26 protein-coding genes are annotated in these 25,292 nt (G+C 58.5%); 9 read left to right on the plus strand and 17 right to left on the minus strand.

The window, feature by feature from the left end; all coding sequences use genetic code 11:
• Positions 1-45 precede the first annotated feature (45 nt).
• From CFter6_RS24015 to CFter6_RS24040, 5 genes are all read right to left on the minus strand, one after another.
• Positions 46-1,125, minus strand: a complete 1,080-nt coding sequence (locus CFter6_RS24015; RefSeq protein ID WP_150118856.1) for an SET domain-containing protein — start codon at positions 1,123-1,125, stop codon at positions 46-48.
• 42 nt (positions 1,126-1,167) lie between these two features.
• On the minus strand, positions 1,168-1,605 hold the full coding sequence (locus CFter6_RS24020; protein WP_061542557.1) for a lytic transglycosylase domain-containing protein: 438 nt from the start codon (positions 1,603-1,605) through the stop codon (positions 1,168-1,170).
• A 159-nt stretch (positions 1,606-1,764) separates the two neighbouring features.
• Positions 1,765-1,959, minus strand: coding sequence for a hypothetical protein (locus CFter6_RS24025; RefSeq protein ID WP_061542036.1), 195 nt, complete (start codon positions 1,957-1,959; stop codon positions 1,765-1,767).
• A 414-nt stretch (positions 1,960-2,373) separates the two neighbouring features.
• Positions 2,374-3,021, minus strand: a complete 648-nt coding sequence (locus tag CFter6_RS24035; protein ID WP_061542038.1) for a hypothetical protein — start codon at positions 3,019-3,021, stop codon at positions 2,374-2,376.
• Positions 3,022-3,475: 454 nt separating this feature from the next.
• On the minus strand, positions 3,476-5,308 hold the full coding sequence (locus tag CFter6_RS24040) for a hypothetical protein (RefSeq protein ID WP_150118857.1): 1,833 nt from the start codon (positions 5,306-5,308) through the stop codon (positions 3,476-3,478).
• A gap of 431 nt (positions 5,309-5,739) precedes the next feature.
• Here CFter6_RS24040 and CFter6_RS24045 point away from each other — a divergent pair, with 431 nt between their 5' ends.
• Entirely contained in the window at positions 5,740-5,991 is a 252-nt protein-coding gene (locus CFter6_RS24045) for a hypothetical protein (protein WP_061542040.1), read from the plus strand.
• 54 nt (positions 5,992-6,045) lie between these two features.
• On the opposite strand, the gene CFter6_RS27015 is transcribed toward CFter6_RS24045, so the two are convergent.
• Positions 6,046-6,162 (minus strand): sigma factor-like helix-turn-helix DNA-binding protein, encoded by a 117-nt coding sequence (locus tag CFter6_RS27015; protein WP_150118858.1) that lies wholly within the window; start codon positions 6,160-6,162, stop codon positions 6,046-6,048.
• A gap of 398 nt (positions 6,163-6,560) precedes the next feature.
• Entirely contained in the window at positions 6,561-7,397 is an 837-nt protein-coding gene (locus CFter6_RS24050; protein WP_061542041.1) for a hypothetical protein, read from the minus strand.
• Between the two features lie 566 nt (positions 7,398-7,963).
• Between CFter6_RS24050 and CFter6_RS24055 the strand changes: the two genes are divergently transcribed.
• Positions 7,964-8,806 carry a hypothetical protein gene (locus CFter6_RS24055; RefSeq protein ID WP_014008303.1) on the plus strand — a complete coding sequence of 281 codons (843 nt, stop codon included), beginning with the start codon at positions 7,964-7,966 and terminating at the stop codon, positions 8,804-8,806.
• 176 nt (positions 8,807-8,982) lie between these two features.
• Here the strand turns inward: CFter6_RS24055 and sctC are convergent, their stop codons facing one another.
• The 10 genes from sctC to CFter6_RS24105 all read right to left on the minus strand — a co-directional run bounded on the left by sctC (position 8,983) and on the right by CFter6_RS24105 (position 18,394).
• Entirely contained in the window at positions 8,983-10,869 is a 1,887-nt protein-coding gene (gene sctC, locus CFter6_RS24060) for a type III secretion system outer membrane ring subunit SctC (protein WP_236904468.1), read from the minus strand.
• Positions 10,870-10,915: 46 nt separating this feature from the next.
• The gene (locus CFter6_RS26600) at positions 10,916-12,376 is read right to left on the minus strand and encodes a helix-turn-helix transcriptional regulator (protein ID WP_061542042.1); all 1,461 of its coding nucleotides are present in this window, start codon (positions 12,374-12,376) and stop codon (positions 10,916-10,918) included.
• A 143-nt stretch (positions 12,377-12,519) separates the two neighbouring features.
• On the minus strand, positions 12,520-13,389 hold the full coding sequence (gene sctT, locus CFter6_RS24070) for a type III secretion system export apparatus subunit SctT (RefSeq protein WP_061542043.1): 870 nt from the start codon (positions 13,387-13,389) through the stop codon (positions 12,520-12,522).
• 63 nt (positions 13,390-13,452) lie between these two features.
• Positions 13,453-13,938, minus strand: a complete 486-nt coding sequence (locus tag CFter6_RS24075) for a hypothetical protein (protein WP_061542044.1) — start codon at positions 13,936-13,938, stop codon at positions 13,453-13,455.
• 9 nt (positions 13,939-13,947) lie between these two features.
• Positions 13,948-15,270, minus strand: coding sequence for a type III secretion system ATPase SctN (gene sctN / locus CFter6_RS24080; protein ID WP_150118859.1), 1,323 nt, complete (start codon positions 15,268-15,270; stop codon positions 13,948-13,950).
• Positions 15,267-16,025, minus strand: coding sequence for a type III secretion system stator protein SctL (gene sctL / locus CFter6_RS24085; protein WP_082814966.1), 759 nt, complete (start codon positions 16,023-16,025; stop codon positions 15,267-15,269). The genes sctN and sctL overlap by 4 nt, the downstream gene beginning before the upstream one ends.
• A complete protein-coding gene (locus tag CFter6_RS24090) occupies positions 16,010-16,717 on the minus strand; it encodes a type III secretion protein HrpB4 (RefSeq protein WP_061542046.1) in 708 nt (235 codons plus the stop codon). Before CFter6_RS24090 ends, sctL begins: the two co-directional genes overlap by 16 nt.
• Positions 16,714-17,484, minus strand: a complete 771-nt coding sequence (sctJ, locus tag CFter6_RS24095; protein ID WP_014008312.1) for a type III secretion system inner membrane ring lipoprotein SctJ — start codon at positions 17,482-17,484, stop codon at positions 16,714-16,716. Before sctJ ends, CFter6_RS24090 begins: the two co-directional genes overlap by 4 nt.
• Positions 17,485-17,493: 9 nt before the next feature.
• Positions 17,494-17,919, minus strand: coding sequence for a hypothetical protein (locus CFter6_RS24100; RefSeq protein WP_082814967.1), 426 nt, complete (start codon positions 17,917-17,919; stop codon positions 17,494-17,496).
• A 10-nt stretch (positions 17,920-17,929) separates the two neighbouring features.
• Entirely contained in the window at positions 17,930-18,394 is a 465-nt protein-coding gene (locus CFter6_RS24105; RefSeq protein WP_167351436.1) for an HrpB1 family type III secretion system apparatus protein, read from the minus strand.
• A gap of 279 nt (positions 18,395-18,673) precedes the next feature.
• On the opposite strand from CFter6_RS24105, the gene sctU reads away from it, so the two are divergent.
• From sctU to CFter6_RS24140, 7 genes are read left to right on the plus strand one after another with little or no spacing between them, the layout of a single operon-like run.
• Positions 18,674-19,741: a type III secretion system export apparatus subunit SctU gene (gene sctU, locus CFter6_RS24110; RefSeq protein WP_061542049.1), complete on the plus strand. Its 1,068-nt coding sequence runs from the start codon at positions 18,674-18,676 to the stop codon at positions 19,739-19,741.
• 11 nt (positions 19,742-19,752) lie between these two features.
• Positions 19,753-21,675 (plus strand): FHIPEP family type III secretion protein, encoded by a 1,923-nt coding sequence (locus CFter6_RS24115; RefSeq protein WP_061542050.1) that lies wholly within the window; start codon positions 19,753-19,755, stop codon positions 21,673-21,675.
• 2 nt (positions 21,676-21,677) lie between these two features.
• Positions 21,678-22,301, plus strand: a complete 624-nt coding sequence (gene sctP / locus CFter6_RS24120; RefSeq protein ID WP_061542051.1) for a type III secretion system protein SctP — start codon at positions 21,678-21,680, stop codon at positions 22,299-22,301.
• A 25-nt stretch (positions 22,302-22,326) separates the two neighbouring features.
• The gene (sctQ, locus tag CFter6_RS24125; protein ID WP_061542052.1) at positions 22,327-23,424 is read left to right on the plus strand and encodes a type III secretion system cytoplasmic ring protein SctQ; all 1,098 of its coding nucleotides are present in this window, start codon (positions 22,327-22,329) and stop codon (positions 23,422-23,424) included.
• Complete coding sequence (gene sctR, locus CFter6_RS24130; RefSeq protein WP_014008319.1) at positions 23,408-24,055, plus strand: type III secretion system export apparatus subunit SctR; 648 nt, start codon at positions 23,408-23,410, stop codon at positions 24,053-24,055. Before sctQ ends, sctR begins: the two co-directional genes overlap by 17 nt.
• A gap of 4 nt (positions 24,056-24,059) precedes the next feature.
• Entirely contained in the window at positions 24,060-24,320 is a 261-nt protein-coding gene (gene sctS / locus CFter6_RS24135) for a type III secretion system export apparatus subunit SctS (RefSeq protein ID WP_014008320.1), read from the plus strand.
• Positions 24,317-25,195 carry a hypothetical protein gene (locus CFter6_RS24140; RefSeq protein ID WP_061542053.1) on the plus strand — a complete coding sequence of 293 codons (879 nt, stop codon included), beginning with the start codon at positions 24,317-24,319 and terminating at the stop codon, positions 25,193-25,195. Before sctS ends, CFter6_RS24140 begins: the two co-directional genes overlap by 4 nt.
• The last annotated feature ends 97 nt before the right edge of the window (positions 25,196-25,292 follow it).

Raw genomic sequence — 25,292 nt, forward strand, 5'->3', positions numbered from 1 at the left:
GATCTGGCTTTCCGGCAAGCCGCACTGAACGCAGACCAACCTGGACTACAGCAGCTTTCCGAAAACCTGACGAACCATGTCATCGGAATATCTGTAGTTCCACCTAAGTTCTGCTCCTGCTGGAATATCGCGAGTGGAAAAAAAAGCACGAATCGAAAATTTTCCGCCGATATCCGACTCGACGTCAAAAACCACCGGCTCGACGTTGTAAGCGTCGGGCGATTGCCTGATGCAATGGCCGGATTCGTCATATTCAAGGGAAGTGTTCATCATCGCCAGGATATTTTCGCCATCCAGGAACGACACTGCATTACCGCTGATCGACGAAATTGCAAACGAGTCGGAACGCAACATGAAATACATCGCCGGCGTCATCAGGCGGCCGCCGTAAACCCCGACGCACTCCCCTTTCTGCAACGGACGGATCGCGAAAACGCCTCTTTCGCCGACCAGACTCGACTCCCTTGGGTCCTGCAGGTCACTGGATTCGACAAGCCGGCATTGAATCATCGAATGATAACGTGCCATTCTCGCCTGCGCAGTGGTCAACGGGTCGATCGATGGCCAAACTGCATCGGGCGAATATATTTGTCCCGACGCTGTGGCTTTCGATTGCCATATTTTTCGGATCATTATGGGCCGGGATTCGGCATCGCGAAAAGGATATCTGCCGTCCAGCTCGGGCGAATACGGCAAACGCTCGATTGCGCAGTGTACTTGCAATGTCTGGAACTCCTTGCGCAGACGGTACGCTCCGTATCGGACCAGCAACCACATTTCGCATGCTCGCTCGAGTTCAGCGTTACCGCTGAAACTGTCCATGATTTCGCAGCGGATGCTATTCCCGTCGTCCGTCAATTCTCCTTCTACCTCGGCTCCGGTCTCCCAATCGACGTCTAAACCGGCGGCCTGCAACCTCGCGCCCATTGCCGGCGTGAGCATCCCTTGAATTTCGCCGCGCAGCGCCGGAACCATTTCAAAGAGAAATTCTTGTTGTTCCGCCAGGCTGGAAAATTCGTCGGCATCATTTAGACGCTGATGAATATATTCGCGCAGTTTTCTGCATTCTGTCGCGATTCGAGACGCGCGTACGCTGTTTTCACTAATTGAAATTACAGCACTCATACCAATTCTCCTCTGTCTTTTTTAGAACTATGGTTTCACGTTTTATTTTTGATCGGCTGCGCCGTGCCGGTTCGAGGCGGCTGGCGGAATATCGCTCCAGGCGGCGACGATGCGCTGGATGCGTTGCGCATAGCCGTCGCGTTCCAGCATCTGCTCCGAATGATAGGCCCCGACCGCCTTCCAGTTGTTGCCGTATTTGCTTACCATCCGCCGCAGATGCCAGGCCGCGATGTAAACGTTCTGGCAAGGTTGCAGCAGGGTCTGCCGGCGAACGCCATACTTGGCAAGTTCGGCAAGATGAACCGAGTTGATCTGCATGACGCCATAGTCGATAGAGCCGTTCGAATTGACATGAATCGCATCAGCCTTGTTATTCGATTCTTGCCAGGCAATCGCCCGCAATATGGTCGGATTCACGCCATGGTAGATTGCCGCGTCGTCGAAGCAATCGGCGCGCGCAACGTCCGTCGGCAGCAGCATCGCCGCCAGGCCGGACAATACGATCCAGCCGATGCGGCGGGCAGCATAATTTTTTTTTGTCTTCACGATTGACCTGCGCTGTCATGTACTTCGATGAAACTGGAATGAAAAAAACAGGTGACGCGACCGCTATCGCGCCAGGTCACCTGCCGGTCCAGTTCAGATGGCGATCTTGCCATCGGCACTCTTGCTTCTCAGCCGATTTTTCAGCCGATCGCCATGCTCAATGAACAGCACGCGATCGTCGCCGGCGCGACACTTCCGTTGCTCGGTTTCGAACCGCGTCATCTCGTCGAAGATCGAAGTGAATTCAACCTGGCGATACGGTCTCGAATGGACGCCGTCAAAACGCATCGGAGTCCTCCGACTTGAGATCCGCATTTATCTCTTTCGATTGCTGTATCGATTTTTGCATGATAGAGATGGCGAATTGAACTATCAGTGAATTCAGCTGGTCCTGATCCGCGTTACTGGAATCATCCTTTTTTTTATCTTTTTTGGAATTGTCCGTTTTGTCAGGTTTATGCGCATTATCAGGTTTGTGCGTATCAGGTGTGTGTGTGGGAGGCGGTGAATGTGTTACGGAATGGGATCCCATATAAATCTCCAAGAGTTAGATGAAACTCAAAGATCGCAGATTGAGATCGCAACCGGCATGCAAGCACGAATGCAGGGATTGCGAAACGAAACCGGGAATGCGGCTTAGCATCAACTGGATATTCGGCATTTCTCCTGGAGAGAAAAAATCTGGAAGCGCATGCCGCCGCATCAGGTTTTTTGCTTTCCTGATGCTGCCATGTCGTCCGCCGGCGCAACCGGATTGCCGCCGAGCTCTGTGAATTTATCCGCTAAAGCTTGTTCCCGCACCATGTAGGAAGAGGTTTGCGCAAAACCCTTGAGTTTGGTCAGCAACTGGTCAACCGTATTTTTTTCCGCCTTGCCGGCCGACAGGCGGCTGCTGCCGTCCGCTGCGGTCGCTACCTTGTACTGCCTGTCGCCGGCATAGGCGGCGCGGTGAAACACATGCAATAGATTGCCGGCGCTGTGGCCCTCTCCGCTGCCATCCATTTTAATCGCCGTGTGCTTGCCATCCTGGCTGCGAATCGCATAAAACCCGTCGTCGCCGACGCCTATCATGACGGCCGGCTCTGCAAACAGCGACACCTTGTCGTAAGTCTTGTTGATGTCGATCCGGCTAGCCTCGATCGGATCGAAATGCTTTTCCCCGCCCATGCGATGGCTGCTTGACGGACCATCGGTATTGCCCGGCTTGTTCATGATGTTGTAGACAAAATCGATGCCTGGCACCACTGGCTGATGCTTGGCCTGCCCGGTGGTTTCCCAGCGCAGCGGATAATGAAAAGATTGCGATTCGATGGTGTAATCGGGTACCGCCTGGGTAATGTTTTTCTGCAACTCGGGCGACAACTCCGGCTTTTATGTCCGCATGGAATCCAGGCTCGGGCCTTTCAACATCGCTGCATGAGTAGGCAGCGTAGGCTTGCGCATTCCAGCTCCAGGTGGTCAGCGTCTTAGGAATCTTTGCCGAATCACTCAGGCCGAACGGCGCTGCGCCGGCGCCCGCAGATGGTTGCGCGGCGCAAAGGAAAAAGATGGCCGTGACGCCTCGCTGGATATAGCTGGCCGGCGGGCCCGCTACGCTTGCCGCGGACTCGGATGAACGCTCGCGGACCCTGGTCGCGCTCCCGGATTGCACATCGGTATGGCTGGAGGTGGCTTCGACATGCAAAGGCGATGGAGACCTGATTCGATCGATAGTCATGAGGAAATTGAAGACGTGACTTTTGGTCGCGCCCCCAAACATAGTTAATCGGATTGATGGACTCCAAAGATGAATCGAAAATCAGGACTATGCTGTCGGTCCGTGATTGTCTTCCGGCATCTCTATCGCGTGGTACTCCGCTCCTGCGGTCCCAGGCGGATCGGATTGATGAATCATGTTGCCAAGCTTATTCGCTGCTTCGCCGGCTTTACCAATTGCGGTATCCGCGAGAACATCGGTCATCGTCCATGCTGCAAATACCGGTGCGCTGGCGAGCGTCCCGACAGTTTCCTTGATGGCGGAGATGCCGGTGGGACTCATTCCCGCCTTTTTCGCGGCGATTCCGGCTGCGGTTTTCGCTGCAGAGACGCCGGCAAAGCCACCTGTCAGCACACCGTTCGTCAACAAACGCTTGGCGGTGAACAGTTCGCGTGCGCCGCTGAGCGTGCCCAGGGCAATATCGACGGGCAATCTGGCGGCACGCTTCAATCCATTGGCGCCGGCATCGGTCCATGTGGCATTTTTCAGACTATCGAAATGCTCTTCCCAATCAGGACGGCCGAGCAGATATTCAGGGCCCACACGATGCTTCTTTTCATTGAACGCATTCATGGCGGCATAGGCAGCAGCACCGGCGACAGGGCCTCCGGCAGCGGCTATCCAGGAGTCAACCTCGGCAGCCGCAGCCACACCGGCTTTCTTGACAACTGTCGGAACCACGGTATTTCGCAAGATGTTGCGTCCGGTATAGGTCTGAAACGAAACCGAAATTTCGAGAGCCTGCTTCAGCAGATTGCCAGTTGCCCCTTTTGCTTCGGCCATCACCGGCTCCAGCTGTTCCGCATCCACTTTCATCCATTGGGTGTTGCTGGTGGATTTTTCCAGAATTGTTGCGCCCACGGTATCCGCGGCGCCAGAAAACGCGCCGACAACTGCACCGACTTGCGCCGGGGTCTTCGCGGCTGCGGTCAATACCTGCTTGACGTCCATCAATCTTGATGCGATCCCGAACGGGACTGATCTGACGAAACCAACAGAAGCTTGCGCAACGCGATCCATGTTAGTTCCTTTTGACAGGATCTGATGGATAGTCGCCGGCGTTTCGCCTTTTTCATCGAGCCGGTTTGCTCGTTCGTCGATCAACAATGCGAAAGCTTCAAGGTTGCGTTCATTAATGTGCGGCGCAAATATGTCGAGCAGTTGCGCCGAGATGGCTTCCTTGTTCGGAATCGGAATTACTACCTCTCCTGACTGGACGTTAGCCACATCCAGCGGCGCGCTCGGTTCAGCCTCGCCTGCACGCATGTCTCCCATTTCGATTGCAATATGGCCCGCCCCAGCCATTGCCGAACTTTCTGCGGTAGAGGAAAGATGTGCCTTCGGAGTTGAGGACGAACCGAAAAGTCTCCCGGATAAAATGGTGGCTAGCGTCTTCTTGCTGCCGCCATTTTTCGGAATCAGCGGCAGCGGAGAACCTTCCGCAATTGGAGAACCGCCGATTCGGGACAGCGCCAACTGTTCCGCGGAAATGATTTTTTCCCCTTTGGTGGAGAGAAGGTCGAGATGCAGTTCTCCGCTGTAATGCCGTGTCGACGAACCAACCGTGGCCCGCCCGCTGCCGCTCCTGCTTGACGATGCCGAGGTGCGCCTGCCGCTTTCCGTGCGTCCCTCAAATCCTATGCTGGAAGACACCGTTATCCCGGCGCTTTCCTCTCTTCCTTCATGGCCTGTGCTGGAGGACACCGAATGTCGGTTGCCGCCGGTATTCGACCCTGCACGCGGCGTCAATTCGCCCGAATGCGGAATCGGGCTACGCGATCCCGACCTTCGGCTGGAACCGCTGGTACTCGTTCCAGCATTCTGGGTATTTTCAGTATTCTCGGGTGCGATCGTGGGTTGTGACTGGTTTTGTACACGCATTTCTGATCCTCCATAAAAGACCGTCAAGATTCTGGGTCGGGATTTCCTGTCAAATAGTCTCGCCTCTCGGGCGATATTTCCTTTTGGAAATTTTTATTTCGTTCGCATGGTGCAACATACGGCCATGCCGATCTCTGCAAGGCACGAAGTAAGGTGGCCATGGGCGAACAGACACCGAGACGGTATTTTGAAATTAAGTTAATGATTTAAGAAAATTTCAATTTGCATTGGAAACGAGAACCAGGCGCAAAGCCGCCATTTGCAAGGCTTCGTATCTCGCAATAAAGATTCGGCAGAAGCAGGGCCGCGGGAAGAAAATGAAGTGACTATTTGCCGTGCGAGGTTGTTGGAAAGCCGGAAAGCTCCATGCAATTCTGGAGCGACAGCCAGGCTGGCTTGGCAACCGCGACATAACCTAACCAGAGGAAATCATGCACGCAAATCACACTACCGCTCTTTTCGCGACGCTGTCGGGCAACATTTTGAAGGTATCCAAACCCGGCGCCGGCGCAATTGAAATCCCGATCAACGACTGCGCGATTCACACCAAATTGAGCGGCGTCCATCTGCACGGCGGACCGTATTTCCAAATCGGGCCGCTGTCCCGCGAAGAACTGACGATGCTGCGTCATTTAGGCGTCAGGGAACCCAACCTGGAGCTGATCGACTTTGTTCGTCACTGAGGAAATGCCCTGTGCATCGCGTTGTTTTGCACGGGGCTTATTTATGAAATGGGTTTACGCCGCGCGGGCATTGCCTCGTGAACCTCGGGATAGCGGCGAGTACAGCCTGGATTTTATTGTGCTGACGGGACATTCCATGATCTCGGCGATCTCTTCCTGCGAGTACCCCATCTAATACGTCATCTCCAGCGTCACCCGCTGATCGAACGGCAGTCGCGACACCGTCCGCAAGGCGGTGCGCTATATGGAGGAGCGCGGCATAATTTACAGCGGACACGGGCGCGGCACTTTTGTGGCGCCGGCCATCGTGCGCTGAACCACGCGTTTCATTGACAGTTTTTCGCAAGATGCAAATAACCGCGGCAGCGTCGCCGGCCAACGCGTTCTGAATGTCGAGCCGGTTGCTGCTTCGATGGCGATTGCCGGCCTGTTGAACGTGAGGCCGGGCGACCCGGCTACGCGCCCCGGCTCTTCGGTCACGTCATCCCCGAGAGCGCAGGGATGACTGAAAAAAGTCCATTAGCAAATGGCAGGCTGAACAGCCACCATTGCTATCCGGCGGATAGTCACTAGCTTACCAGTCCGGTATAACGCGACAGCGCAAAAAAATGCTCTTTCGCGCTATCCAGCGGCGTACCTGGCCCTTCTTCATGGAAGCCGTTGCACCACGCGAAATAAGCCATTTTCAAGTGCGGCAACAGTTCGGAGCCGGGATTGCGCGCCAACGCCATCGCAGCGAGTATCGCTTTGGCGGGAATGGTTGCCCGGCATGCGCCGGCTGGTAATGGCTCGGCCATTTCGGTGCGTTCATGCGCAGGCAGCATGCGCTGCGCGAGTTCGGCGGTTTCATCGATATTGCGCGGCAGCGGCATATCGAGCGGAGCGACCGCGATCAGATAGTTGGCAGCCCGCAGCGCCTGCTTTTCGGCCTCGCGTCGAATACTGGATGAATCCGGCCTGACGCCCCGCACTGGCGCTTCAAGCAACATACTCAAGGCAGCTTCACCGGTGACGCTGCCTGCCAGCATACGCGCCAGGTGAAAGGCATCCCCCGCAGCCGCAAGCGGCTTGCGCGCCAGGATCAGACCATGCAGGGCCGCCAGCGCCGCGCCACAGTTGCTGCCGAAAAGCAGATTCAGCTTACGCACAACACATTCCAGACGCCGTCCCGCCGCGAGACCCTTGGCGCCAGCCGCATCGCATGAGGTATCGAGCCGCGCATGCAACAGGTCAGCCATCTCGCGAACACTGCCGAACCGCGCAATAGCGCCGCCCGGATTAAACAGGGCTGATATCGTTGCCTCGACATCCGCCTCGGGAAGGATGGCCGCGATCGGGACAGCCGTTGCCGTGCCGCCGGCGGAGCGCTGGCGCGATGAGAGATGTAAGGACATAGCGATCGCCATAAGAAGTCGAGAAAGTATTCCTGAGCAAGTAGAAATATCGTTGCAAGTACGGTTTTCAGCTTGACAGTTGCACCCGATATTCTTTCTGCCACAGCGAACCTGAGGATCGGTTCCCGAAACGATGCAGCGCATAGCCCCGGCGCTTCGTCCTGGAGAACGATTTCGCGCCTGCAAACAAAAGCCGTGCCCGGAATCATAGCTCTCGCCGTACCCAGCCGTAGCGAATGCTGCTTCGGATGCATGCCTCAAACTTCGCGGTTACGGATGACTCCGCAACGGCAAATCACCTAACCTGTGCAACGGAACATGCGGACGTGCGACGAAATTTTCAGCTTCCGCTGCATGCGCCGCTTACTTCCGACACGCATCGTCGCCACAGCGACGAGATGAAGCACGCGAAACCCCGGTTGTTCAACACCATGGCGGCCCATATTGCCGCAATAAATTCAATTTTTATCCAAGGAGGTGAGCGCCGCTTTGAAAAAGACACAGGAAATGATTTAACCGCATCGCTAAACGCGAGGCCATGCCTCGCATTCTGGTAATCAATCTAATGGGGAAACATTATGAGCATTTTTTCAAAAATCAAGCACGCCTTTGAGAAGGTCGGCCATGACATCGAGCACGTAGCCAAGGCCGCTATCCACGACGTCGAAGGCGTCGTCAAAACGATGGAAAAGGATGTCGAACACGTCCTGCAAGATACGATGAAGATGACTGAAGCACTAATGCAGGGCAATTTCAAGGAAGGCTTGCAAGACTTCCTGAAAGTGACGGATGACGTAGTCAAGTCCGGCACCGATCTGGCCACATCGCAAGCAAAAATAGCAATGAGCATGATGGGCGATTTGCATATATCCAAAGGATTCGACAAATTCGTCAGCGGCGCTGAAAAAGAACTGAAGACGGTTACTGACGATGTCGAGAAAGGCGTCGATTCGACGGTCAAGACTCTCGCTGATTCCACGGTCGGCATCGCCACCGGCTCGGTTCAGATGCTGAAAGATCTGGCCCATGGCGACCTGAAGGCAGCAATGGGCGATGCGATGAAAGTGGGTGAAGATCTGGTAACCGTGGCGGCCGACCTGACGCCGGAAGGATTGGCGGTAGACATGGCAAGCCAGGTGATGGTCGCCGCGCATATCGGCAATGCCAAGATCGACGACCTGGTGGCCGGCGCAATGCACGGCAATGTAGGTGAAATGGTCAAGGGCGCCGAAAAATTCGCCAAAAGCGAAGTGGTTTCCAAGGTTGAAGATTACGCTGAAACAAAACTGGCGTCGAATCCAAAAATCGCGGAACTGGCTTCGAATGTCCTGCCGTTTCTGTTATTGGCGCCCGATGTCAGCCGCAATCAGAAAAACGCCGACAACGAGCGCTCTTCGCATCAGAAGCACGCATTCGCGTAATCTGCAATTGATCTTGGCTACTTGACCTGACATCCGCAGCGCGAGGTCGTGACTGCCTCGAATAAAACAATGCATCCTTCCTGCGAAAGCACGAAGGATGCATCTTTTTTGGGCTTGCCGGTTATTTCAAGGCTGTCATTTTGGGGAAGACGTGAAAGCCCCCAAAAAAAAACAGGCTAGTGGACTGAACTTGTCGAAACGCTAGACGCGGACGGACCTGACACCGCAATGATGCGCGGCGTCAGCAGGAACAGCCGCTGGAAACGCTGGCCCTGGTGGTGCTTGAAACGGAACAGGCCGCCAATCAAGGGGATTTTCGACAAACCCGGCACGGCAGTTTCTGCATGGTCATCCTGGTCGACGGAGTAACCTGCAATCAGCAAACTCTCGCCATTGTTGATCAGCGCCTGCGTGTCGATGGTGCTGTTGCTGACAATCGGCAAGGCTCCAACCTGCTGCGTGCTCAGCTGGCCGTCCTCGATATGCACGTTGAGATGAATCTGCTCAGTGCTTGAAGTGGGCACGATCATCGGCAACACCCTCAGAGATACGCCGGCCGATACGCTATATAGGTCCGCAGACTGGTAGCCGGACACCGGGACATAGAAGGTTTGCTTGTTGTCCATGATGGCCTCGACGTTGTCCAGCGTCTCGACTTTGGGGCTGGCAGTGACGCGCGCCTGGTCGCTTTGCTGGAGTGCCGAGACCCGACCCAGCAAGTAACGCCCGGCGCCGCCGATCACTGCTGTCAGGACGCCGCCCGCCGGCGTCGAAAGTATCGGCCCGCTATTGGTCTGATTCGCCGGGTTGCCGAAACCCTGCGGATTGAGGGAGTCCGGATTTCCGGCCTGGGCCAGGGCGCCGTTGCCGGTCTGCACGTCCATGTGGCCGGAATGCAGCCGCCAGTCGACGCCTAGCTCTTTCAGCGCATTGTCGGTGATCTCGATGATGGTCGCATCTATTTCAAGAACGCCGGGACGCTGATCCAGCGATTCGATCAGCGCTTGAAAAGCCGGCATGTTTTCGGCGCGGTCGCGGACGAAAATCGCATTGCTGCGCGGATCGGCTTCAATCACCGGTCCGGCGGATGCCGCGCCTCGTTCAACAGTGCCAGCGTCGGCACGGCCACCGACGGCGCCGCCGGGGAGCGGCGGCAAGTCTGCGGCAGCCTGGCGCGGATTATCGGCGGAAAGCCCGGGCAAGGTCGGTACCGGCGGCCGCCCATTGGCGCCCGGGGCAAACGCATTGCCACCGCTGTTGCCCGCATTGCTGCCGGTATTGCGCAGGCTCTTCATGCGGTAAGTATCGCGCGGCGCCGGGGCAGCGTCGCCTGCTGCTGCCTGACTGCCGCCGTTTGCTGCATACAGACCGCGCAGCAGCGACGCGACGCCGCGTACCGTCACGCCTTGGCCATCAATTGTAACGGTACGGTCGGTGGCCCAGGCATAGCTCAGGGGAAACCGCTGCACCACAACCTTATCGCTAGGCGCCGAAGTTTGATCAATCAGGCGCGCGACATCGGATACCAGTTCTACATAGCGCGGCGGCCCGGAAGCAATCACCAATCCTGTTTCGCCGTCGTAACGGATAGGAAAGCGCCGATCCGCGATGCCAAGGCTCGCCAGCACGCGCCGCAGTTCCGCCACATTGCTGTGCCTGAGGCTGATCGTAGCGTTACGCGCCTCATTGGCGCCGGCAATACTGAGCACCGCGCCATCGTAATACCAGATGAAACCGAATGTATTGGCCATCTTGTCCAGGAACTGCTCCGGAGAACTTTCGAAGCGGCCTGACACAGAGCCTTCGACATGGGAGGAAATCGAGGTCATGATATTTTCGCTGGCGCCGAAGTCGCGCAAGACATCCTTAAGGTCTTTATGGTCAGCCACGTACTGGAATCTCTGGCTTTTCCAGACCAGCGGCTGAGCCCCGGCGCTGGCTCCGGCCACACATAGAATCAGCGGCAATACCCAGGAGATTTTTCGACACAGCGCGTTGCGCCGTTTGCGCAGGCGGGAAACCGCGCTGTACGCTTGCCCGCACATCATAGGAGTGTTTGTCATGGAATAGGTATGGGTGAAGGGCGGCCCGGAAGAACCGCCTCGGGATTTAGCCGTAGATGGTCTCGGATGGCGACTCGTTGAATTGCCTGCGATAACCCTTGGCCAGCGCGGAGCGGCTGCTGACGCCCCAGCGGCTGGCCGTATCGAAGATCGATGCCCCGGCCCAGTCGCCGTCAAGCAGATCGTTGCGAACCCCGTCCAGCCGCAAGCTGCGAATCACGCTGCTGGGCGACACGCCGATGGATCTCTTGAACGCCAGCTGCAAGGCGCGCTCGGTGACATCGACATGTGCGGCAACTTCGCGCGTGCTCAGATTTGCCCGGTTCAGATTATCGACAATGTAGCGATATGCGCGCCGGTATTTTGCCGGCAGGCGCGCCGAAACAGCATCGCTTGCCGCCGTTCCGCTGTGCGTCCCGCCGTGTACCTTGTCGAGCGGCCTCACCTCAACCGCCTCCAGGCGCAGGCAGCGCAACGCCTCGCTGGCATATTTCGAATAGAACTGCAACGCCTGGGCCGGATTGCCACGCCGCACCGCGACTTTCGACGAGGCATACAGATACTCGACATTCCAGCGCCGCGTACCTGCCTCTCCTTCAGACCGGTTGATCTTGACCAGGACGCGATCCGCAATGTCGTCGAGCCCGCCAGCCAGCGCCGCCAGTATGACGTCGAGCTTGGCGAGGAAGCCCTGGCCGGCGCCGCCGAAGCGTTGCGGTTCGTCAATTGCGAAAAAAATCCGGTCCGCCGCGCTGGCGTCGCCTTGCACCAGACGATCCAGTAAATTAAGATATTCCCGGCGCTGCAGCAGCAACAACGGCATAGGCGACATGACCGCAGTCTCCTCATGCACATGACGCATACGTGCTGCGCGCTCGCCGGCCGACTGCATGCTGGCGCTGCGCGCAGAAGTCCAGAATGCGTGATCACCCAAGGTCGCAGCGCCGCGGATCTGCAACTGCACGTCGAATTCCCTTGCCAGCAGCGCGACCAGCAAGCGCCAGCCGGGCTGGCGATGTTCATCGGCCAGCTCCGTGGCACGCAACAGCGCGTCATCCGCCGCAGTCTGGTGGCCGATCTGATGTTGCACCAGCGCGATTCCTAGCAAACCTTCCAGCATATCGCTGGCGCTGGCCGCGTCGTCGTTGCACATGCGCGTAAAACATTTCGCGCTGGCGCTGTAGCGATCGCGCAACATCAGCTGCCAGCCGGTATTTCGGCAAGACATGATGCGCAGCCGGTCGCCATTGGCTCCGAGCAGTTTTTGGGCGCGACGATATGCCTCTTCGGCATCTTCATCATGGCCAAGCAGCAGCGACGAATCACCCAATGCTATCAGACGTGCAATATCGTCAGATGTCAGCTCGCGGCGGCTGCATTCAAGCACGTCGTCGACCTGGCAATAGGCCCGATCGAATGCGCTGTCAAGCAATGCGGTGGAATAGGCGGGAAGTTTATCTTGCAAGGAAAGCGCCGAAGAGAGCGCGAAATAGACGGTGGAAAACATGAACGTTACTCCAGTGTAGGTTGTCAAGAAAAATCAGACGATCCGTTGCCAGCTGCCGAATGCGTGACACCAGCGACCAGTACATCATAGGCGAAAGCCACCTCGCAAATTTCAACAAACAACATCTGATTCCACAACAATCTTCACTTTTTCAATGTAATTTCCGGCGTCGATTTATCTAGCGACTTGTCTTGTGAATTACCGACCATCCCGGTGCTTAACGCCCGGCCGAAACCCAGAAATTTGATATCGTTTACAACCTGTCCTGCGAACACCGCCGTCAGCGCGATGACCATCACCAGGCCGACCGCGCCGCGCAGCGGCTGACTCAGCGAGTTCGGCTCAAGTTTATCTGCCGCGCGGGAAATCAAGCCTATGCCAATTTCAATCAACACCAGCACCAGCATGATTGGCGTGCCGAGTTTGGCGATGCCGGTCCAGAGTGAGTCCGTGCGTTGAATCAGGAAAGCCTCGGCGGTGCTCGATAGCGATGGCATAAGCTGTTCTACCGGCCACCATTTGAATGACTGGAACAAAGCACCGAGTATGAAGATCATGCCGCCGCCAACGTAGAACAAGGTAACCACAAGTTGCATCAGCACAGTCGACACCGGCGTGCTTTGATCGCCGCGCAACGGATTGCTCATCTGAATATTATTGAACCCGGCCAGATCGTCGATCAGCGTGCCGACGCTCTGCGCGATCCAGAATGCCGTGGCAGCCGAATATCCGAACGCCAGTCCAAGAAAAGCTTCCTTTGCCGTCAGGACCAGCAGCGTCGCGCTATTCAAGCTTTCAAAAGCTTCAGGACTTTGTCCTGCCGTCACGAAATAGGTAAGTAAATAGATGACGCCGTTGCGGGCTATGCCCGGTATCGCCTGATCGCTGGTAGGAGGAAATACGAGAAATACAATCATGATGCGCATGCCGGCGAGCAGCATCATGACAATCAGATTGTGATAGGCCGTGTACAAGGACAGCAGCGTATTGCTCAGAACCGTTAATTCATTCATGGTTATCTGCCTTAAAGGGTTCCAGGAGTTTCGTCGTTGCGGCGAATTCGGAAATGATGCTGTTCACCTTAAGGCACGCCGCGCCAGCAGAGATTCAATGGCTTCCTCATCGGCGTTTTCCTCGCGCCGGCGCCGGGTGTCGTCTTCAATCTGTTTCAATTTTAGCCGGCACTTGTCGAGTGCAGCATCTATGCGGACCAGCTTGGTACGCACTATTGCAACTTTGCGTTCCTGTTTTTCGAGGGTGTCGTGCGCCTGCCGTTCGCGGGCTTGCATGACCTGGACTTCTCCACGCAAATGACCGCGCCAGGCGTCATGGCTTAAATACAGTGCCGCCGACAAGCTTGCGGCGAGCAGTTCTTTCAAACCGTCTTCATGGATGCGGCTGCGTTCGCAGGCTTGCGCTGTTTCAGCAGCTGCGGCGGCGTGCACCGCCTCGGCCGCCAGCATGTCTTGCCTGGCAGCTTCGAGTTCATCCTTTGCGCGCTGCTGCCGGCGCATCTGCGCGGCGACGATTGCCCGCCATATTTTTGCGGCATCAACGCTCATCGCACGCCATCAGCTGGAAAATTGCGAAACGATCGCATGGGTGTGCGCTCCCGGCGCCTCTTCGTCCGTGCTCTGGATCAGGAATTGCTCGATTGCGTCATGGTGCGAAACAGCCTCGTCGGCCAGCGGATCGGTTCCCTGCTGATACTCGCCGATCTGCAAAAGTAGCTCGATCTCGTTGAACTTCGACATCAGCTTGCGTATCCGCCCGGCACCGTTGCAATGCGCGCTGCTCGCCACCAGGGTCATTACCCGGCTCAAACTGTTGAGAACGTCGATCGCAGGATAGTGGTTACGGGCGGCGATAGCGCGCGACAGAACGATGTGACCATCAAGAATGCCGCGCACTTCTTCGCTGACCGGATCGTTCCCCTCCTCATCCTCGGCCAGCACCGTATAAAATGCCGTGATCGAACCGGTGCTGCCCATGCCGGCGCGTTCAAGCAAGCGCGGCAACTCGGCAAAAATGGAGGGGGGGAAGCCGCGCCGGGTCGGCGGTTCGCCAGCCGACAAGCCGATTTCACGTTGGGCCCGCGCAAAACGCGTCAGCGAATCCATCATCAGCAACACACGCATGCCCTGGTCGCGAAAATACTCGGCAATCGCAGTGCCTACGTAAGCGGCCTTGGCGCGCTCGATCGATGAGCGATCCGAAGTCGCGCATACCACCACGCTCTTGGCCATGCCCTCCTTGCCGAGAATCAGTTCGATGAATTCCCGCACTTCGCGGCCGCGTTCGCCGATCAGCACCACCACATTCACATCGCAGGCCGCGCCGCGGGCCAGCATGCCGAGCAGCGTACTCTTGCCGACCCCGGCAGGAGCGAAGATGCCGACCCGCTGACCTTCGCCAATCGTCATCAAGCCATCGATGACTCGCACGCCGGTGTCAAGCGGTTCTTCTATCATGCGGCGGGTAAGCGGATCCGGCGCAGGCGCAATGACTGAGCGGAATTCCTTGGTCTCGATTGCGCCGAGCCGGTCCAGCGGCTCGCCCAGGCCGTCCAGCACGCGGCCCATCAGCGCCGGACCGACCGGCACCGACAATGGCCTGCCCTGCCCGACTACCCGGGTTGAACGCGATAAGCCGACTACGCTGCCGAACGGCGCCAGCAGCGCGAACTGACGGGTGAAGCCGACCACCTCGGCGCGCTGCACCAAGCGCCCGTCGGCTTCGCGCAGCTCGCATAATTCGCCGAGCGTGGCGTCCAGGCCTCCCACTTTCAGTAAAGTACCTATGATTTCGACCACCTTGCCGTGCTGCTTGAGCATTGGCGTCGCATCGAGGGTGGCGTCCAGCGTGTCGAGAAAGCTGTCGAATCCGTCCATCATTCCATGCTTTCATGTTCGTCCAGCGCTTCGTCCTGCTCCAGCACAGGTTCTTCGCGGAACTGCCGGAATTGCGAAGACGGCTCGGCAACCAAGCCGGCAACAGCACGCCGCAGCGCATCGACATGCAAGGAGAGGCTGCCGTCGATCACGCCGTAGTCCCACTCGCAGAGGCAGCTGCCCGGCGTCAGATCGACGCGTCCCGCAACTTGCGGATTGACGCCCCATTGGTTGGCGCTGCAGGCTTCGCCGAAGGCTGCTCGTGCGGCATCCAGGTCCTGAGGAGCAACCTGTACAGTCAAAAAGGATGAATCGGCCAGGAGCCGGTCGACGGTTCCGGCAACCTGCGCAAACAGCGCCTTGGGATCCGCGGCGCCCAGCACGCGTTCGACGGCGCCCGTAACAATCTGCACGATTCGCTCGCGGGCGGCGCTGAGCAGCTGGTGCTGCGATGCCGCCTGGCGCAGCATGAGGGAATGCACCTCTTCCAGTCCGCGCCGGCGGCCTGCCGCGTAACCCAGACGCGCGCTATTGTCGAAGCGGCGCTGCGCCGCAGTTTCCAACGTATCCGCCCGTTGCTGCGCTGCTGCCACGATGGCTTGGGCGGTCGCTTCGGCTTCCACCAGCAGTCCGGCATAACGCCGTTCGAGCGCGCCATACGCTTGATCGAGGGCTATTACGTTGGCGAGTTCCGCGCTGCGTATCACGTCTACGTCGGGACCGACGGACGCTTGTTCCGAGCTTAGCCAAATAGCCATTGCATCTCCGGGAAGAACGATCCTAGTTTCGAAAAAAAGCGCGCCGACTCGCCATTGCCGGAAAGCTGGCCTGACAAACAACGTTTATCCAGGCTTCCGCCCGCGACCTCTGCCATGGCAATGTCGGCAATCTCCTCGGAGGCGAGGGCAAATGCTATCAGCGCGGCAGCCGCCGGGGCCAGCCCGGCATCCTCGGACTGGATCAGTTGCCAGCCATCGGCCGCCAGCGACGCTGCGGTGAACGACGCCGGCAGCGGCGGCGCAGAAGCAGCGACAACCGCATCCTCCCGCTGCAGACACTCCAGAGCGCGTTCTCCAACCGCAGCGAGCAGCTGCTCGCGCTGGCTGCGGGCCACCACCCGGCGCAGACCGGCGCGTGACCGGTACAGCACACGAGCTGACAACACCTTGCGCAAACCGGCAGCGTCCAGCAGTGCAAGCCGGTTGACGCCCAGGCTCAGCTGGTCGGCAGAAACAACACCTGGCAGCCAGACATCGCGCGCGGCGAGCCATATCTTGACAGCGGCAGGAGTGCAAGCCTGGCGCCAACGCTGGCAATGACGTTGCGCCTGGCGCGCCGCCTCCTCGCCCACCCTTGTTTCGTATTTGCCGATCCAGGCATGCAGCTGGGCAAGCGTTGCCGGCGCACTTTCGCTTGGACCGTTAACCTTGATGTCGTCACTGGCATTCAAGACGGCTTGCTCCGCGAAAGCAAAGCCCGCAAGCCACCCGGCGCCAGCTTGCGGAGCAGTCCGTAGCGTCTGGCGGCAAACGCCAGCGCCGCAGCCAGAATTGCCGCCAAAAGCAGTCCTGCTCCAATCAGCCAGGCATCGCCGGCGTTGCGGCGTAGGGATCTCGCGGCTGGCAAGTCGGCGCCGGCCACCATCGTCACGCTGACGTTGTCATAGGTCAGCCCTTCCACCGCATGCACAACCAGGTTCTTGATGCTGGGCACCAGCGAAGCGACATCGGTGCCAGGCAAATACTTGACAAACACCGCTGCCGACGACGGCTTGACTTCGTTGGCCAGCGGATCGTTATTCGGCAGGACGATCTGGACACTGGCGTAACTGACGCCGTCAATCCGGGAAAGCACCTCCGACAGCTGCTGCGATACCCCGTAGATAAAACGCACCCGCTCTTCGGTAGGCGTAGAGATCAAGCCATCCTTCTTGAACATCTCGCCGAGATTTTCGTGCTTCTGATGCGGCATGCCCTGCGATCGCAGCACATTGATGGCCCGCGCAAAGTCCCGTTCTTCTGCTCTCACCGCCCAGCTTTTTCCGCTTTCGTCTTTCTGCTTGGATGCGGGAATGCCGGCGTCGAGCAGCGCCGCCAGCATGTCGTTGGCGTCGGCTTCGGATAGTTGCGCATACAGCTGCTCGCTGCAGCCGCTGATGAGTACGACGCTCAGCAAAGCGATGCAGAGCTTGCGGAGCAACGACGGATAGTGTGGCATCTGGCGCTCCTATTGATTCTTGACCAAGGTCTGGATGGCGCCCTTGCTGCCTTGCGCAAGCGTTTGTCCGAGATACAGCTTGGCTGTCAAAGTAGCAACGTCAAGCTGCACCTTTACCGATTGCGCCACCACTTCTTGCATGCTCATCTTGTCGGCGCCTGCGGCGAAGGCGTCGACCTTGCCGGTCAAGGTCCCCATGGCTTGATCTTGCTGCGTAATCATTTCCGATACCGCGGAAGGTCCCTGGAAGTGCGTCACGCTTTGCGGTGAAAGGCGTGCTTGCTCGAACTTGGCGCGGAATTGTTCGACCAGATCGCTGCGTGGCGCCGGCGTCACCCCGGCCGCGGCCGCCGAGCTTTCCTTGACGACGCCGGCGCCGCCCTGCATTGCGGGTGTGCTTGAGATCGGTGGCAGTGGTGGAATTGTCATGCTCATATCGATCTCCTTAAGCGCGCAGATGCCGGCGCTGTAACAAAAACTGCAATTGACTCTTATCGATCTGCGCCACGGCCGGCCGCTTCGCCGTCTTGTCGCCTGCCTGCCCCATCAGGGTAGTCATGAGCTCGATCGAGTCGGCATCCTCCTTGCCCGACATGACTTCATTTGCATAGTGACGCCAGGACTCGTCATCTTGATTGGCCAGGCAGATCGCCAGCAGTGAGCTGACGTAAGGGCCGAACGATCCTCGCAAAGGCTGCTGTTCAAGCTCCCGCAACAGACGCACGGCGTCGGAGAAACGTTTCTGGCGGATCAATATCCAGGCGTCGTACGCGCGCAGTTCGATAAAACCCGGCCGCATCAGGTGCACCGCAGCCAGCAGGCGCTCGGTTGGCTCGATATGGTTATGCTTGGCGCCGAACATCAATAGTTCGATCAGCCCTGTTAACAGCTCGTTACTGCAATTTCCCATCTTCATATCCGGCTCCTCGAAGAAAAACCCCCGCACGCCACCTTGAGAACAGCACGCACTGCGCGGCAGGTAGTAACGGAAGATAAGGCAGCTTCGCCGTCGTTGTCGTCGTAGATACGAACCTGCATCGCAACTAGCGAAACATCGCGCCGCGCCACAGCTTCTCGAATTCGGCAAGTTCCTCCCGCTTCGCCACAGCGCGCACCGGTTCGCATTCACGCTCTTGCCTGCCTCGCGCCGGCGCAATAATCGCCCCACACCTTATTTCGGTATACATCCATGTCCGACGAAAAAACCGAAGAGCCCAGTGAGAAGAAGCTGACCGACGCCCGGCGCGACGGCGAAACGTCGAAAAGCCAGGATTTGCCATTTGCGGCAATTCTATTCAGTGCGGCGATCGGTTTCTCGCTGGGCGGCCCTGTCATGACGGAACAATTGCGTTTGCTGCTGCGCATGGGGCTGGACGTTGCGAATGCACAATCGGAAAATTTCAGCTATACCGATGCGCTAGTGACTGCCGGCACCCGTGGCTTGGCCCTTTGCCTACCGATAGCGCTGCTGGCCGCATTGATTTCGGCCGCCGTGATTGCAGCGCAAGTCGGATTGCAGCTCGCTTTCAAGCCGCTGGAGCTGAAATTCAATTCAATCAACCCGGCGTCGGGACTGAAACGGATCTTTTCGATGCGCTCGATGATAGAGCTGGCAAAAACCGTGATCAAAGCTTGCATTCTGGGCGCGGTATTGTGGAAAACCGTGCTGATACTGATGCCATTGCTAATTGGGGTCGTGTACCAGCCGATTCTGGGGTTGGACAACATCGCCTGGGGCGCTCTGTGCAAGATGCTCGCCATCTCTGCCGTCGTTTTCCTGGTGATAGGCACCGCCGATTTTGGCATCCAGCGCTGGTTGTTCATCCGGGACCACCGCATGAGCAAGGATGAAGTCAAACGGGAGAACAAGGAAAGCAACGGCAATCCGCAAATCAAGCAAGAGCTGCGCAAACTGTCAAAAGAACTTGCCAACGCGCCGCAGAAATCGCATGTGGGACAGGCGAATGTGGTGGTGGTCAATCCGACCCACTACGCGGTCGCCCTGCGCTACGCGCCAGAAGAATGCGGCTTGCCGCGCGTCATTGCCAAAGGCACCGATGACGAAGCGCGCGTCATCCGCGAACTGGCGGCTTTGCATGGCGTCCCGATCGTCGGCAACCCGCCATTGGCGCGCGCGCTTTATCTGGTTGCTCTGGAAGAAACTATCCCCGAACCCCTTTTCGACGCGGTAGCGGCAGTGCTCGCCTGGGTTGACGATATGGGCAAAGGCCACACCACAGCTGTCAATCCAGCTTGAAGGAGATTTACATGAAATCGTCGCGCCTGTTCAATATCAGCGGCGAAGTCGGCATCGTAGCGCTGGTGATCGCGGTTATCGCCTTGATGATCCTGCCTTTGCCCACGTTCCTGATCGATATGCTGCTGGGCCTGAATATCACCATCAGCATCGTGCTGTTGATGGTGACAATGTATATTCCCAGCGCCACATCGCTGTCGGCTTTTCCATCCCTGCTGCTGTTTACTACCTTGTTCCGCCTGTCGCTTAACATCGCCTCGACAAAATCGATCTTGCTTAACGCCGAAGCCGGTCACATCATCGAGAGCTTCGGCGAGCTGGTGGTCGGCGGCAACCTGGTGGTCGGGCTGGTGGTGTTCCTGATCATCGCAACCGTGCAATTCATCGTTATCGCAAAAGGCTCGGAACGGGTAGCGGAGGTGGGCGCGCGTTTCACCCTGGACGCAATGCCGGGCAAGCAGATGAGCATTGACGCCGACGTCAAGGCCGGCAATATTTCCGTCGACGACGCCAGGCAACGGCGTGCTTTGTTGGCCATCGAGAGCCAGCTGCATGGCGGCATGGACGGCGCGATGAAATTCGTCAAGGGAGATGCGATCGCCGGCCTGGTCATCACCATGGTTAACATCCTCGCCGGCATGGTGATCGGCGTCAGCTACCATGGCATGAGCGCAGGCGAAGCTGCCAACCGCTTTTCCGTGCTTTCCATCGGCGATGCGATGGTTTCGCAAATTCCTTCCTTGCTGATCTCGGTCGCAGCCGGCATCTTGATCACGCGCGTGGCTGACGAGCATAGCCGGCCGCGCTCGCTAGGCATGGATATCGCATCGCAGCTGTCAACCAATGCGAATGCCTTGTTCAGCGCTTCGGCCATGTTATGCGGGTTCGCATTGGTGCCTGGCTTTCCGACCACTTTGTTCCTGGTGTTGGCGGCTGCCATCTTCGCCGGCGGCTATAGCTTGCGACGCAAGCAGCAGCAATCCAAGCCCGATTCCGGCACCGAACTCTCCGCTCTGCTCACCGATGGCGTAAAAGGGGGCGCGCCCAGCATTGCGCAGCACGCTCCGGCGTTCGCCGTTCCATTATCCATACGCCTATCGAAAAAGCTCAGCGGCCGGCTCGCCGAGGCGGCCTTGAACCAGGCCCTGAACGACATACGGCTGCGGCTGGTGGAAGAACTCGGCCTGCCTTTTCCGCGCACCGCCGTGTGGACCGCCCCCGACCTGCCCGGCCTGTCATACCAAATCCTGCTGCAAGAGGTGCCGCTGGCGCCGGTAGAAATGCCGGAGTCGGTCAGCCAGCGCGAAAAGGCGTTGGCAGACGATGTGTTCGATTCACTGCGGCGTGAAGCCCATCTCTTCGTCGGGCTGCAAGAAACGCAATGGATACTGGATCGCGTCGGCGCCGAGTATCCAGGCCTGGTCGCCGAGGTGCAGAAAGTCTCGACCGTGCCGAAGATAGCGGAAGTGTTCAGGCGCCTTCTCGAAGAGCAGGTACCGATCCGGAATATCCGGGCGATCCTGGAAAGCCTGGTTGCATGGGGCGCCAAGGAAAAGGATGTTCTGATGCTGACCGAATACGTGCGCGGCGATCTGGGCCGCTTCATCGCCCACCGGGCGACGGCAGGCACCGGAAAAATGCAGGCGATCATGCTCGAAGCCGATGTCGAACAGACTATTCGCCAGGCCATCAAGCCCACTCCGGCCGGCAATTTCCTGACACTTGAACCGCAGCAAATCGATGCCCTGCTGGAGTCTGTCCAAAGCGCCATCGGCAACGCACCAGCGGCTGGCCTCGCGGTCGTTACGGCAATGGATATCCGACGCTACTTCCGGCGCATGATCGAACAAGGCTTTCCGGCGTTGCAGGTGTATTCATTCCAGGAACTGGGAGCGGACGTCGAGCTGCAGCCGGTCGGCGTGGTCAATCTCTAGCCATGGATAACCGCTTCCGGCAGGCGCGCGAATTGCGGGTCCTGCGACTTTCTTCTGAACATTCGGATAACACGCCAAGCCGGCCAGCACGCCAGCGGACAACGCGTTTCGCTACGCTTCTCGGCGCCGCCCGGCAGGAGCTGACAGACGGCGCCCGCGCCGGCTCCGAAGATAGATCGATGGATGACGACGCCGACCAGCGCGACGAAACTCCGCCAGGCATGCCGCACCAGGACAGCCGGGCGGCGCCGGCCGCAGAGGCGACGGTCGGCAACGACGCAGAGCGGGATGGACTCGCCGCTCTGCGCGCGCACATGATCCGGCAATGCTCGCAGGCAGCGGAAGCTGACCTGATCGTTGAGCATCTGGCCGAACGCGTCGCAAATTTCTGCTCGTCGCCTGCGGTCAAGAGAGGCGGAACCTGGGAAGTAGCCATCGTGCTCAATCCGGCCATCCTGCCTGAGACCAATCTGCATTTAAAACTTTCGCCATTCCGGCTGTCGCTTCGCTTCGAGTCCAATGATGCACGGGCCAATGACCTAATCTGCCTGAACACGGATGCATTGCTGCGGCGTCTGCGTTCCCGGCTCGACGCCAGCTTAGATATCGATGTCGAGACGGCCTGAGCCTTCAAAAAAGAGACGGATTCTCATGCATAAGCAAGTCACGGAAAAAGTCAGGGCAACACCGATCGCCAATCGCTTGCGCTCATATCCGCCAGCACTGGCCAGTCTGTCCCGAGGTGTATTCGATGCGCGCAGCACGATGCGCATTGCAGCCAGCGCTGCCGGCATCGAATTGCATGCAATGCCGGCGGCATCGACTAGCTTCAAACGCGCTGCAACGCTGCGCCTGGATTCCTCTCACGGCGTACTGACCGTACTCATTGACCTGTCCGGCCATCCGGCGCTTGAAGCGATCGCGCTCGACAGCGACCGTCAAAGGAGCACCGCGTTGGCCAACCTGTGGCTGGCGCCACTGCTCGAAACACTGGCGGCCAACGGCTATCCGCAGCCAAGCGTTGCGGAACTGACGCTGACCGACATATCGACGGCGACGCAAGGGCTGACATTTGGATTCCGGCTCGCGGCGACAAAGACTTGCCCTGGAGTTGCTGAGGTTGCCGTGATCGTCGATCTGCCGCTGCCGCTGGCGACCCTGCTCGAGCGGCAATGGCTGGCTGCACCCGGCGCCGCGCAAGCATTACCCGCTGCACTATCCCTGCCCACCCATCTGCGGCTGCGCAGCCGCCATTGCAGCCAGACATTGCTCACTTCTTTACGCTGCGGCGACATCTTGCTCGGCTGGCAACCGCGCGGAAACCACATACGCGGCGCAGCTATCGACAACGTCACGCTGCGCTGGGGCGTCGGCAACGGCTGGTGCGCTACCGCACAGGCAAGCGTCGCGGCACACACCATAACCCTGGAGAACAAACCTATGACGACCTACAATCTAGACAACGACCAGCTTGCGGAACGGGAAGTGACGGAAGCTGCAGAGCACATCGACGTCGGACAGCTTGAGATTCCGGTCCATCTTGAGATTGTCACGCTTAATTTGCCGATAGCGCAAATCGCCGCGCTGGAATCCGGCTGCATCCTGGAGCTTCCAGTGCCAGTGGACGACGCCCAGATCCGGCTGGTTTCGCATGGCCAGGTTCTGGCGTTTGGCGAACTGGTGGCAGTCGGCGGCCAGCTAGGCCTGCAAATCCACCGCATGGCAGAACGCAATGACCGGCTCTCCTGACATTGCGTCGCTGCTGATCGCAGCGCTTGCCCTCGCCATCTTGCCGTTCGCCGCGATGGTGGTGACGTCTTATACGAAGATCGTCGTGGTGCTCGGTCTGCTGCGCAACGCTCTCGGCTTGCAACAAGTGCCGCCGACTTCGGTGCTGAACGGCGTTGCCATCATCATTTCATGCTTCGTGATGGCGCCGGTCGGCATGGAAGCTGTCAAGCACGCGCAGCTATCGAGCGAACAAACCGCCGGATCGCAGATCATGCCGTTGTTCGATGCTGCGCGCGAGCCGTTTCGCACCTTTTTGCGCAAGCATACATCGGAACGCGAGAAGGCGTTTTTCATGCGCTCGGCGCGCCAGATATGGCCGCCGGAGCGAGCCGCGGAGCTGAAGCCGGACGACTTGATCGTACTGGCGCCGGCGTTCGTATTGAGCGAACTGACCGCGGCTTTCAAGATCGGCTTCCTGCTATACCTGTGTTTCATCGTGATCGATCTGGTGATCGCCAATGTGCTGATGGCATTGGGATTATCCCAGGTCAATCCGAGCAACGTCGCGATTCCATTCAAGCTGCTGCTGTTCATATCGCTGGACGGCTGGTCCACTTTGGTCCACGGACTCATATCCACTTATCGGTGAAGCCATGGAATACGACGCAATCACCCACATGACGACGCAGGCGTTGACGCTGGCCTTGCTGGTATCCCTGCCGGTGGTCGGCATTGCCGCAATCACCGGCCTGGTAGTGGCTTTTCTGCAGGCGATTACCTCACTGCAGGATTCCAGCATTTCGCAGGGCATTAAAATGATAGTCGTCACGGTGGTGGTGGTTATCAGCGCGCCATGGGCCGCCGCCGCGATCCAGAACTATGCGCGTTCGGTGTTCCAGGTGATCTTCCCATGAGCATCACACGTATCGGCAGCTGGGGCAACCTGAGCCAGGTGGAAGATGAGGAGCAGCCGATCCAGCTTCCAATTCCCGGCCATCATCGCCACCGGGCTTCTGCCCTGCGCGCCAGGCGGCAGTCGGCGCGGCGCGGCGCCAGCAGCGATCCGGAGCAGCTGGAATCAGGCGCCATGAGCGACGATTTGCTGATGATGCTGGAAGAGCATGCCTCTTCGCAACGGAAAAAACTCAGCACCGTAAATCTCCGCCAATCCGGCGACGATGGCAGGCCGTCCGACCGCGACCAGCGCGAAGGCCGCCGCGACAGTGCCAGCCATGCCGGGCGCATGCAATTTCACGCCGCGGACGCGGCGCGAGTTATCGACACCATGCGGGTCGCCAAGCATCCCATCCGGGAAGAGGCCTCGTTGCTCGACACCTGGCCGTTGGCGCTCGGCGCCAAGTTGCCGTTGCAGGCCCAGGCGGCTGCCGAAACAGCATTGCTCGGAACGCGCGACAACCTGGTTTCCGGCAAGGCACAATCAGGCACAACCTACAGGATTCTGGCAATCATGCGCGAATTTTTGCAAATGCCGGTTGCAGCGCGCGCGCAGCCAACTACCTTGCACATGGTGCGCGACCGCCTGGTGGCGCTGATCGAAGCGGGAAAGCAGCCTGCATCGGCAGCAATTAAAGCCGGCGATCCGTCTTCCGCTATCCAGATGGTTCGATCCGGCCCGGCGGCCCGCCGAGCACGCACTCCTGCCGAGGAAACCATGAATCTGCTGTTGCCGCTGCTGTTGCTGAACCTGTCCCGCAAGCGCACAGACATGGAACGCGCGATCGGCATTGCGAAGCTTTCCGCACTTATCCAGCGTGGCCGAGGATGGTAGTCAAGTTCGTTCGCAAGCCAATGAATTCGCGCCTCGGCCTGTGGCCGGCAAACCGGACAGATAGACTTGCATCAAAGCAGTAAGGTGGAAAGCGGCA

Source organism: Collimonas fungivorans (assembly GCF_001584145.1).
Lineage (GTDB): Bacteria > Pseudomonadota > Gammaproteobacteria > Burkholderiales > Burkholderiaceae_D > Collimonas > Collimonas fungivorans.